This is a genomic window from Aestuariivirga sp., from assembly GCF_044238155.1.
GTDB lineage: Bacteria > Pseudomonadota > Alphaproteobacteria > Rhizobiales > Aestuariivirgaceae > Aestuariivirga.
The window spans coordinates 1-11,033 of sequence record NZ_JBIIDX010000120.1 but is presented as its reverse complement, the minus strand read 5'-3'; the positions used below and the strand labels follow the sequence as shown (position 1 = coordinate 11,033).

The 11,033-nt window shown below is 58.9% G+C and carries 9 protein-coding genes and 1 tRNA gene; 3 read left to right on the top strand and 7 right to left on the bottom strand.

Going from position 1 to position 11,033, the window contains the following annotated elements; translation table 11 throughout:
- A partial coding sequence (locus ACILRN_RS12500; protein WP_395688761.1) for a cobalt-precorrin-4/precorrin-4 C(11)-methyltransferase occupies positions 1 to 567 on the top strand: 567 nt, incomplete at its 5' end.
- A 73-nt stretch (positions 568 to 640) separates the two neighbouring features.
- Here ACILRN_RS12500 and ACILRN_RS12495 read toward each other — a convergent pair.
- The 5 genes from ACILRN_RS12495 to ACILRN_RS12475 all read right to left on the bottom strand — a co-directional run bounded on the left by ACILRN_RS12495 (position 641) and on the right by ACILRN_RS12475 (position 6,617).
- A complete protein-coding gene (locus tag ACILRN_RS12495) occupies positions 641 to 3,292 on the bottom strand; it encodes a valine--tRNA ligase (protein ID WP_395688759.1) in 2,652 nt (883 codons plus the stop codon).
- 75 nt (positions 3,293 to 3,367) lie between these two features.
- Positions 3,368 to 3,664, bottom strand: a complete 297-nt coding sequence (locus tag ACILRN_RS12490; protein WP_395688756.1) for a PilZ domain-containing protein — start codon at positions 3,662 to 3,664, stop codon at positions 3,368 to 3,370.
- Positions 3,665 to 3,768: 104 nt separating this feature from the next.
- Positions 3,769 to 4,365: a DUF2497 domain-containing protein gene (locus ACILRN_RS12485; protein ID WP_395688755.1), complete on the bottom strand. Its 597-nt coding sequence runs from the start codon at positions 4,363 to 4,365 to the stop codon at positions 3,769 to 3,771.
- Positions 4,366 to 4,469: 104 nt separating this feature from the next.
- Positions 4,470 to 5,873 (bottom strand): TolC family outer membrane protein, encoded by a 1,404-nt coding sequence (locus tag ACILRN_RS12480; RefSeq protein ID WP_395688754.1) that lies wholly within the window; start codon positions 5,871 to 5,873, stop codon positions 4,470 to 4,472.
- A gap of 75 nt (positions 5,874 to 5,948) precedes the next feature.
- A complete protein-coding gene (locus ACILRN_RS12475) occupies positions 5,949 to 6,617 on the bottom strand; it encodes a protein-L-isoaspartate O-methyltransferase (protein WP_395688753.1) in 669 nt (222 codons plus the stop codon).
- A 201-nt stretch (positions 6,618 to 6,818) separates the two neighbouring features.
- Between ACILRN_RS12475 and ACILRN_RS12470 the strand changes: the two genes are divergently transcribed.
- Both ACILRN_RS12470 and ACILRN_RS12465 read left to right on the top strand, forming a co-directional pair.
- Positions 6,819 to 6,892: transfer RNA gene (locus tag ACILRN_RS12470), tRNA-Cys, on the top strand.
- A gap of 129 nt (positions 6,893 to 7,021) precedes the next feature.
- A complete protein-coding gene (locus tag ACILRN_RS12465) occupies positions 7,022 to 8,806 on the top strand; it encodes a 1-deoxy-D-xylulose-5-phosphate synthase (protein WP_395688752.1) in 1,785 nt (594 codons plus the stop codon).
- Between the two features lie 332 nt (positions 8,807 to 9,138).
- Here the strand turns inward: ACILRN_RS12465 and ACILRN_RS12460 are convergent, their stop codons facing one another.
- Positions 9,139 to 10,281 carry a M24 family metallopeptidase gene (locus ACILRN_RS12460; RefSeq protein ID WP_395688751.1) on the bottom strand — a complete coding sequence of 381 codons (1,143 nt, stop codon included), beginning with the start codon at positions 10,279 to 10,281 and terminating at the stop codon, positions 9,139 to 9,141.
- A gap of 23 nt (positions 10,282 to 10,304) precedes the next feature.
- Positions 10,305 to 11,033 (bottom strand): hydantoinase B/oxoprolinase family protein (locus tag ACILRN_RS12455; protein WP_395688750.1); only part of this gene is annotated, 729 nt, incomplete at its 5' end.

The following is an 11,033-nucleotide window of genomic DNA, read 5'->3' as shown; positions in this document are numbered from 1 at the left end:
AGCGTTTCCCGCGTTCACTCGGGCGACCCCTCACTCTACGGCGCAATCGCTGAACAGATGCGTCGACTAGACCAACTCTCAATCCCTTATGATGTTACACCAGGAGTGCCAGCCTACGCTGCGGCGGCAGCTGAACTAAAGACAGAGTTCACCCTGCCTGAGGTCGCTCAGACGGTCATTCTGACAAGGACCTCAATGCAGGCCTCAATGATGCCACCCGGAGAGTCACTCGAAGAATTAGGACGCTCCCGCGCCACACTCGCCATCCATCTGTCGATCCGCAACATTGCTTACATAGAACGCGCCCTGACGCCGCACTACGGCGCCGATTGCCCTGTTGTGGTTGCCTATCGGATCACATGGCCAGACCAGGAAATCATCCATGGCACACTCTCAACAATAGCAGCCAAGGTGCGCGCTGCGAAACTCACCAGAACTGCATTGGTGCTTGTCGGACCCGTACTTGATGCGAAACACTTCCGGGATTCGGCGCTCTATGACGCCGGGCACGAGCATGTCTTGCGCAACCGCAAGACACTGAAAGCCTCAAATTCTGATCTTCCATAAACCCTCTTGACCGACGGAGACAAGGCAAACCCTCGTTCACTCGAAAAGAGCACTCACAATACTCGAACACGATTCAACCAAGCCGCGAAAGAGCCTCTGTGACTTTTGTTCGGCGCGCTTCAAGTTCGATCTTCCGGTCACGGCTCTCCTCCAGCACCTCCTGAGGGGCTTTTGAGACGAAACCGGAATTGCTGAGACGACTGTCTATCGTTGAAATATCTTTTTCTATTTTTTCCAGCTCCTTGGCAAGCCGGGCCTTCTCAGCGGCGATATCGATCACACCTTCGAGCGGTAACGCCACTAAAGCCTCACCAAGTATGATTTGAGCCGACGCTGAAGGTACCTGTTCTTCAAAACCGAGAGCTGAGAGCCTCGCCAACCGAAAGACCTCTTGTTCCCATGCGGCTGCGCGTCTGCGAGACTCACTATTGGCACTAACCATCACGCAAGGAATTCTTGCGCCAGCTGGAACATTCATTTCAGCGCGGACTGACCGTACTTCAGATATGAACTGTATGACCCATTCAATTTCAACGTCAGCAGACTTGTCTTCAAGTCCGACGTAGCTGGGCCATTCAGAAACGATCAGCCAATCCTTTCGCTGACCAGTCTTCTGCCAAAGCTCCTCTGTCACAAACGGCATAAATGGATGCATAAGCAACAGCGCTTGATCGATTACCCAGGCTGCAGCGCCACGAGTTTCCGTCTTTGCTGCTTCGTCATCCCCGCTTAGAATTGGCTTTACCAGCTCGAGGTACCAGTCGCAGAACACATTCCAGACAAAATGATATAGAGCGGCGGCAGCCTCATTGAACCTAAATTCCTCCAGGCCTCGGCGTACCTTTTCTTCTGTACGCGCCGCCTCTCCAAAAATCCAGCGGTTGACGGTGAGGCGAGCGGCGAGGGGATCAAAATTTGCAACATGTCTAACGCCATTCAATTCAGCGAAACGAGCCGCGTTCCACAATTTGGTACCAAAGTTACGATAGCCTTCGACCCGTTGCTTAGAAAGTTTTATATCTCGACCTTGTGCCGCCATGGCAGCAAGCGTAAAACGCAGCGCGTCAGCTCCAAATTCATCGATCAGTTCAATTGGATCAATAACATTACCTTTTGATTTGGACATCTTCTGGCCCTTCTCATCCCGGACCAGAGCGTGGATATAGACGGTATGGAATGGTACCTCCTTCATGAAATGGAGGCCCATCATCATCATTCGGGCGACCCAGAAGAAGATGATATCAAACCCTGTTACCAGCACATCAGTCTTGTAGTGACGCGATAGCTCGGGCGTAGCGTCCGGCCAGCCGAGGGTCGAGAAGGGCCAGAGTGCCGAAGAAAACCAAGTATCCAGAACATCTTCGTCACGTCTCAAAGATACGTTCTGACCATACCGCGCGTGAGCGGCAGAGCTGGCTGCGTCTTCGGTTTCCTCGACAAAAATCTCACCATCAGGCCCATACCATGCCGGGATCTGATGACCCCACCACAGTTGGCGTGATACACACCAAGGCTGAATATTTCTCATCCAGTCGAAATAGGTCTTATCCCAATTCTTGGGTACGAAACTGGTATCGCCTCGTTCCACCGCGGAAATGGCGGGTTTGGCCAGTTCGGCAGCGTTCACATACCACTGCTCGGTCAACCACGGCTCAATAACCACATCAGACCGGTCACCGTGCGGCACTTGGTGGGTGTGCGGTTCGACCTTCTCGAGAAATCCGTTCTCCTCTAACAATGCCACAATGCGCTTCCGCGCCTCAAAACGATCCAATCCATGTAGCGTTTGACCTACGGCATGGTCTTTTCCACCAATGTCAATCTTACCATACTGGTCGAGAATGTTGATTTGCTCAAGCCCGTGACGCTTACCCACCTCAAAGTCATTGAAGTCATGCGCAGGAGTGATCTTAACGGCACCAGTCCCCTTTTCGGGATCCGCGTACTCGTCTCCAACAATTGGAATTAGGCGGCCCACCAATGGCAGCCTCACCATCTTTCCAATCAAGTGCTTTAGCTTTGCGTTTTCGGGGTGAACTGCCACGCCCGAGTCGCCCAGCATTGTCTCTGGCCGCGTAGTTGCAACCACGACAACCCCATCGCCTCCATCAATTGGATAGCGCAGGTGCCAAAGATTTCCCTTCACCTCCTTCTGCACCACTTCGAGATCCGAAATGGCTGTCAGCAGTTTGGGGTCCCAGTTCACAAGTCGCTTATCCTTGTAGATAAGACCCTCTTTGTAGAGTTGGACAAAAACCTTGGTAACGGCGCGTGATAGTCCCTCATCCATGGTAAAGCGCTCGCGCGTCCAATCACAGGAGGCGCCAAGCCTACGCAGTTGCCGGGAAATGGTACCGCCGGACTCTGCTTTCCATGCCCAGACTCGCTCCAGAAAGGCCTCGCGGCCCATGCTCCGGCGATCTGCACTTCCTTCTTGCTTCAGGAGTCGCTCAACAACCATCTGGGTGGCGATGCCGGCGTGGTCGGTGCCTGGCTGCCATAGAACATCGCGGCCGCGCATCCGCTCGAAGCGGATCAGAATGTCTTGAATTGTATTGTTGAGTGCATGCCCCATGTGGAGTGAGCCAGTCACATTGGGCGGCGGAATGACGATTGTGAATGGCTTGGCCTTGGGGCTGCGACCAGGCTTGAAAAACCCTCGGACCTCCCACTCTGAATAGAGACGGGATTCCATTTCAGCGGGTGTGAATGTCTTTTCGAGCATGAGTTGCTATACCGGTTTAACGTTTGCCGGGCCATAAACACCAAGCGCGAGCGCCATGCAACCACCGGTTTTCGACTATAGCCGCAGCCTAGCGGGTTCCACCGCCGACAAGAACTCTACACCCAGTTCCTCTGAAGTCCGCCAGATGATGCGCACATTGCGCATCTCCTTTTCAACAACAAACACCAGGAAGAACTCCTTTGGAAGGAGACCCGCCTGGCTGCATAGAAGCCTAGCCCCGCCCTCCGAGATGTCACGAATTGTGCAATCGATAACAGACGGCCTGTCGTGGAAGAGGATCTTGCCGCGCTTCAGTACCCGCCTACGCGGTGAACGGCGCCTCTCCGGCCTGGACACGCCGGCATCGCTCATCACACAGCAATCCAGCTCATGCCGCCGCCCAGACTACCCCAAGCCGTCAACTACACGGAATTGGGCGTCTTGAAAAGCGCTGCCAAACAGGCCCATCAGCCGAATTAGCGTCCGCTGCGTGCGACTCGCTCGATCTCCTCCCGCACCAGACGTTCGACGAGGTCTGGGAGATGGTCATCTAGCCACTGCTTGAGCATGCCACGCAACATTTCTCGGCTCATCGTTTCGAGGGCACGCTCATCTGGAGCCCGCATGACATTGCTGTCCGCCAAACGACCAAACGATCCTTGTACCGCCAGTACAGACTGTTCCGAAAGCATGCCACCGGCGTCCTCGCGTGGGGCGGATGGCTCGACCCGCTGGGCGGGTCGGGAAGCAAGTTCCGAACTGGCAACAGTGCTGCGCATACGAGGTGGGCTCGCGGCTGGTTCGACCTCTCGCCAGGCTCGGCGAGGCACTGCCGCATGTATCGCATCCGCCACACTCTGCGCCCGCTCACGAGCCGGACCAGAAGCCGGACGTACGAGACGCTCCCGTAGTTGCTTGATGTCACCCGCAGCAGCGGACAGGTCGTCGCTCACCCGGTTATTACGACCGGCCAGCCGAGCGCGCCGCATGGCATCGCCAGCAGGCGCGGCAATAGGAGCATCACCGATGTCATCCTGGATAGCTCTGCGTATCGAAGCTAGAAGATCTTCCATTCTTGGTTCAGCAGTCACGTCACCGGTCCCGTCCAGAAAATCGCCACCCCGATTCACAGTATGTTACGAAAATCGGCGGGTTTTGTCGATGTGCAACCGTACCCCTACTCGATGGTGTTAGCATCAGTGCCCAACCACTTGCCCCGCACTTGGCGATAATTCTCCTCGGGATTATAGATCGGCACTTTCAAACCAACATGGCCCGCCGTCAGTTGACCTACCGAAGCCAGCAACTGGTACCCAGCTACCACGCGATTCTTCTCGGCCGTTACCTGCAACACTTGGGCAAACACGAGTTCCCTCTGTGCGTCCAGAACATCGAGCGTGGTACGCGTACCCGCCTCGTACTCCTGCTGAACGCCATCCAGCGCAAGCTGGGCAGCACGCACCTGAGTGCGGGTGTTCTTGATGATCTGGCCAAGGCCTACATAGGCGTTCCAGGACTGGACCACCGCTTTTCTAACGTCACGGGCAATTTCGATCACCTCAATCCGGCGCTGGCTTGCCCGCTGCTTGGCCTCTCGAACCTGTGAATAAACCAGACCCGCCTCGTAGAGAGGCATGCTGAACGACGCGCCGATCAGCGCAGTCTGCTGGCCATTGTCGTCCTCTCCAAGATCAGGGTCATCAACTGTTGCTGCAGCCGTCAACCCAGCACTTGGCAGAAGTCCCGACCGCGCTACACCAACATCACTCTTGGCTGCTACCTCGACAAAGGCCTGGGCAAGCAACCTCGGGTTGATTTCTCCTGCGGCGTCGAGTGCGGACTGCATCGACTTCGGCAGTTTTGCGATCTTGGGATAGCTGAGTTTGCCGGGCTCATTTCCAACCATCTGGATGTAGAAGGCCACATCGCGAGCCAGCTTGGTCTGGGCGTCTACCAGCGCGCTTTGCGACTCTGCCAGTCGCGCCTCGGCCTGGGCTACGTCTGTGCGCGTTATCTCACCCACGGCAAACCGCTCATTCGCAGCCTTCACCTGTGTCTGAAGTGCGGCCACATCCTGCTTGCGCAATACGACGATCTGCCTTCCGGCATAAACATCCATATAAGCCTGAACTACGTTGAACAGGACCTGCTGTTCCGACTCCAGCAATCCCTGACGTCCCGCGTCAACCCGAGCCTCTGCTGCCTTGGTTCCCTCGACCGTCTTGAACCCACTGAAAACGGGTTGGTTGAGTTCAATGGCAAGACTGCCAGCGGTGGCGCTATTGGTGATCAAAACGTCTTCTACACCATCCTCAACAGGGATTTCTGCGCTTTGGGAACCAGTGATACGATTGATTTCACCGCCAACACCAATCGTCGGTCGCCATCCGGAAAGAGCCTGCGGCACCAACTCATCCACCGCCCGCTGGCCGGCGCGCGCTGCATTCAACGTCGGATTAGTAACATAAGCCTTCTCCATGGCGGCGTATAGTGTGTCAGCGCCTACATCGACGCCCTGCATCGCAAGTGCGGCAGCCAGCGCCACAACACTCCCCACAGTTCGACCCAGTTTCAACTTCATAGACACACCCCAGTTTCACCAGCCAGTCGACTGCCCCTGGCCCTGGGCGAACCCTTCACTAACGCATCCACAGGATCAGAATACGAATTCGGTCTTCTTCTTTTCAAGACCTGGTAGAGCCGTTACCGATGCATCAAAAACGTCACGTTGGGCAAAGCGACCGGCAGAGCGTGTATACACCCTTGCTTTCGCCAAGTCTGCCTCTCCCACCACCGCTACAAGGCGGCCTCCATCGGCAAGCTGAGCCAAGAGACTGCCAGGTATCTCTTCTGCCCGTCCCTCCAGTACTATGACATCATACGGCATGCGCTCTGGATGACCAGCCGCAAGTTGCCCCTCAGCCAAACAGACATTCTTGAGACCGGCAAGGTTTACTCGTGCCAATCGCGCCAGACCGCCGTCACACTCGAGCGCCACAATTTCGTTCGCAATCCTAGCGATGACGGCTGCGCCGTAACCGGTACCGGCGCCGACCACGAGCACCTTCTCGTCAGGTTTTATGACGGCATGCTGGAGCAACCGGGCGAAAGCCATAGCCTCAATAAGAGCTCTGGGACTGGATCCACCGTGCTCAGTTTCGAGCGGAATGTCTTCGTCCATGTATGCCACGTCGCGCCAGCGCCGCGGCACAAACACCTCGCGGGGGACATCTTCCATCGCCGATATGATCCGCCGATCAGTGATACCGTTTGGACGCACCTGCGACTCGATCATATTCACCCGAGCAACCGCAAAATCAGTCATGACATACCCAGTCTGTGGAAAAACTGCCTGTCCCTGTTAGCGAAGCTCTTCAATGAAGTCCACATGGGGACGGTAGTCATGAACCGATAAGCGAACTTCATACCCCTCATACCCCTCGGAGCCATGATTTTCCCTTGTCAGGACTGCTTCCACGTGCCATACACGGCGCATTAATTACCGCCTAACTATATGAAATAAAAAGGCCTCGTGGCGGAGTGGTTACGCAGAGGACTGCAAATCCTTGCACCCCGGTTCGATTCCGGGCGAGGCCTCCAATTTTAAGTGTCAGCAGCCAATTACTCCCGCTGTCCCCGCAGACTGCAACCGGCGAATAAGGCTACGGGAGGTAGATGAAATCGTCTGCAGACTTGGCGAGATGTCAATCTAGTGTTACAGTAACATGTATGGATCGGTTGACATCCCTCCTCGATCGCACCCAAACACCGGCCGCTTTGCGTCGGCTGAGCCCGGACGAACTGCCACGGCTGGCGGCAGAGTTACGGGCGGAGGTCATCGCCGCGGCGGCCGAAACGGGCGGGCATTTTGGCGGCGGACTTGGTGTCGTCGAACTGACCGTTGCCCTGCACTACGTCTTCGACACGCCGGCCGACCGGCTGATCTGGGATGTGAGCCACCAGGCCTATCCGCACAAGATCCTGACCGGCCGCCGCCACCGCATCCGCTCGATCCGCCAGCGGGGCGGGCTCTATGGCTTCACCCAGCGGGCCGAGAGCCCCTATGACCCCTTCGGCGCCGCACACAGCTCGACCTCGATCTCCGCAGGCCTCGGCATGGCGCTGGCCCGGGACTTCAGCGGCGGCGGCCATCACGTCATCGCGGTGATCGGCGACGGCGCGCTCAGCGGCGGCATGGCCTATGAAGCCATGAACCATGCCGGCAGCCTGAGCAGCCGCCTGATCGTCATTCTGAACGACAACGGCATGTCGATCGCGCCGGCAGTAGGGGCCCTCGACGCCCATCTGCGCGATCTGCGCCAGGGCAAGATGCCCAGCCTGTTCGAGGGGCTGGGCTTCCGGCATGAAGGCCCGGTCGACGGCCATGACGTCAGGGCACTGGTGAACACGCTCACCATGCTCCGCAACGCACCGGAGACTGGCCCTGTGCTGCTGCACGTCGTCACCGAGAAGGGCCGCGGCCACCCCTTCCAGCGCCCGGACCGCGAGCGCTACCACGCCGTGCCGAAATTCGACCCCGTGACGCTTGAATTCATGGCGGCGAAGAGCAATACGCCCAGCTTCACGCAGGTCTTCGCCGACAGCCTGGTGGCGGCCGCGCGTAACGACGACAAGGTCGTCGCCATCACCGCTGCGATGCCGTCAGGCACCGGGCTCGACATCTTCGCGGAACATTTTCCCAAGCGCTGCTTCGATGTCGGCATCGCCGAGCAACATGCCGTGACGATGGCCGCCGGACTCGCCGCGGAGGGCATGAAGCCGGTCTGCGCGATTTATTCGACCTTCCTGCAACGTGGCTTTGACCAGGTGGTGCATGACGTGGCGCTGCAGGGCCTGCCGGTGCGCTTTGCCATCGATCGCGCCGGGCTGGTGGGCCAGGACGGCCCCACCCATGCCGGAGCCTATGATCTCGGCTACATGTCGATGCTGCCCGGCATGGTGGTAATGGCGCCAGCCGACGCGGCCGAGTTGCGCCGCATGCTGGCGACGGCAATTGCCCATGATCAGGGTCCCATCGCCTTGCGCTACCCCCGTGGCGAAGCGGCAGGCATTGACCAGCCCGGAGAAAGCCGCCCGCTCGCCATCGGCAAGGGCCGCCTGCTCCGCGAGGGAATCGACGTTGCCATCCTGTCGCTGGGCGCGCGGCTTTCAGCAGCGATGGCAGCGGCCGAACAGCTTGAGGCGGAAGGCATTTCGGTAACCATTGCCGATGCCCGCTTCTGCAAGCCGCTCGACACCGAGCTGATCGAGGGATTGGCGCGCCACCATGGCCTGCTGGTCAGCCTTGAGGATGGCGCGGCGGGTGGCTTCTCCGCCCATGTGCTTCGTCATCTCGCCGAGCACGACCTGCTGGCCCGCACACGCTTCCGCGCCCTCACCCTGCCAGACCGGCAGGTGGCGCATGGCTCGCCCGCCGAGCAATATGCCGATGCCGGCCTTGATGCCAACGGCATCGCCACCGCCATCCGTTCGACCCTCAGGGGCAGCCACTGAACAACCATCTTGCAACATGCCAGCCGTTGCCGGAGCGTTGCATAACGATTGCCGTTTCATGCCCGAATGCTTGCCGCCATTGACCATGCGGTTGTCATCACGAGGCGCCTCGCGGCGCCCCATGCCGCGTGGTCAGGAAAGTCTGACAGCGCGCGCTGCCTGAGAAGGCTGACAGATTGGCACGATAGCCAGCAGAATCGGACGTGCAGACAATCCTGACCGCCGCGGCCGGAACCGATTTCACAGACCGGCGGTGGCGGCGGCACGAAGATACCGGCCCCACCGCCGCCAAGACAGCAGTCTCAGAAGCCGTCTCGGAACAAGAAACCTGCTCAGTCTGTGACGATCAAATCGAGTCCGTGACGTGACAGGCGCTCCACGCCCTGGTCCTTCACCAGCACGCAATGTCCGAGCGTCATGGCTTCGCCCGCTTCGCTGTCCATCAGGATCATGTGGAGGAAGAAGACCTGGCCAGACTGCATGATCAGGGGATTGTCCTTGTAGAACATCGGAAAATCGACCCAGATCGGATTATACACTGCGCCCATTCCATAACCGCAGGCGCGCAGCCGGGCATGCGACAGGCCATGGGCGTCGAACACGCGGGCATGCGCCTCATAGACATCTCCCATCGGGCGACCCGGACGGATCGCCTGTTCGCAGGACTCCAGCGCTTCGACGGCGGCGGCATGCATGCGCCGGTGATGGCCGGAGGCCGAGCCGATGATTATGGTCCGCATCATTGCCGCATGATAACGCGCATAGGCTCCGGACCATTCGAGCGTGAGCTGGTCACGCGCATCAAGATGCCGCCGCCCTGAGTAATAGCGGCAGAGCAGCGCGCCGGGACCGGAGCCGATGATGAACTCGTTGCCGGCATAATCGCCGCCACCGCGGAACACCGCACCCTGCATGGCGGCAAGAATGTCACCCTCAAAGGCGCCAGGGCGTGCGAGCGAGATTGCCTGGTCGAGCGCATCGTCGGACAGCTGAGCAGCCCGCCGGTGCATATCGATCTCGGCGGGTGACTTCACGCGGCGAAGCGCTCGGATAAGATCTGATACATCGACGAGGCCCGCAATGGCCCGATGCACCATGCGGCCATTGCGCTCGGTCAGGCCCGCCGTGTCACCCTCATACCCAATCCTGCCCGAGACGCCGAGATCCGCGAGGAGCCGCGCAAGATCGGCGGCCGGATCCGCCCCCTCTACATCCTGCCAGATGTGGATCTGCTCGTTTGAGAGGGTTGATGTGTACTGGGCCTGGCGCAAATCCGGCGTGCGGGTCAGCAGATGCAGATCGCCGCGAGCGGTCAACACCAGGCACTGAAACATGGCAAAGCCGAAGGTGTCGTAACCGCAAATCCAGTAGTGGCTTTCAGGCGCGAACATCAGCAGCGCGTCGAGCCCCTGGCTCTGCAGGGCGGCGCGGGCCTTGGCCTGGCGGGCCTCATACTCCTGACGTGAAAAACGCATCGCTGTCTCCCTTGATTGCAGTCTCAGTTTTCCGGCGTGCCCCAGCCACCACCGCCTGGAGTTTCCATCACGAAGGCGGCGCCCGCAGGCAGGTCGATTCCCGCGTTACCCTTGAGGTCGATGCGCCTACCATCGGGCAGCAGGGCATAGTTGAGGCCGGTCTCGCCCGGCATGCCCCCTGCCGCGCCGAAGGGAGGCACAACCCGATGCGACGACAGTGTCGTGACCGTCACCGGCACCAGGAAGCGCAGACTGCGAACCGCGCCATCGCCGCCGCGCCACTTGCCCTTGCCGCCAGATCCCCGGCGAATGCCGAAATATTCGAGACGCACGGGAAAGCGCATTTCAAGGATCTCTGGATCCGTCATCCGCGTGTTGGTCATGTGGCTTTGAACGGCATCGCAGCCCTTGAACCCCGGCCCTGCGCCAGTACCTCCGGCTATGGTCTCGTAGTTCTGGATCCTGTCATTGCCCCAGACGAAATTGTTCATCGTGCCCTGACTAGCCGCCAGCGCTCCCAGCGCACCGAAAAGTGCGTTGCAGGCAGCCTGACTCACCTCTGTGTTGCCTGCGATCACCGCAGCATCAGGCCCTGGATTGAGCATCGAGAATTCCGGCACGATCAACTTCAGCGGCCTGAGACACCCTTCATTGAGTGGAATGTCGTTGCCGACGAGCGTGCGGAAAACATAGAGCACCACGGCCCTGCATACGGCAAAGGGCGCATTGTAGTTTCCGGCGTGCTGCGCACT

Coding starts and splice junctions, on each gene's coding strand:
- ACILRN_RS12495 (WP_395688759.1), bottom strand. CDS start 3,292: ATGCTCGAAAAGACATTCACACCCGCTGAAATGGAATCCCGTCTCTAT.
- ACILRN_RS12490 (WP_395688756.1), bottom strand. CDS start 3,664: ATGAGCGATGCCGGCGTGTCCAGGCCGGAGAGGCGCCGTTCACCGCGT.
- ACILRN_RS12485 (WP_395688755.1), bottom strand. CDS start 4,365: ATGGAAGATCTTCTAGCTTCGATACGCAGAGCTATCCAGGATGACATC.
- ACILRN_RS12480 (WP_395688754.1), bottom strand. CDS start 5,873: ATGAAGTTGAAACTGGGTCGAACTGTGGGGAGTGTTGTGGCGCTGGCT.
- ACILRN_RS12475 (WP_395688753.1), bottom strand. CDS start 6,617: ATGACTGATTTTGCGGTTGCTCGGGTGAATATGATCGAGTCGCAGGTG.
- ACILRN_RS12465 (WP_395688752.1), top strand. CDS start 7,022: ATGGATCGGTTGACATCCCTCCTCGATCGCACCCAAACACCGGCCGCT.
- ACILRN_RS12460 (WP_395688751.1), bottom strand. CDS start 10,281: ATGCGTTTTTCACGTCAGGAGTATGAGGCCCGCCAGGCCAAGGCCCGC.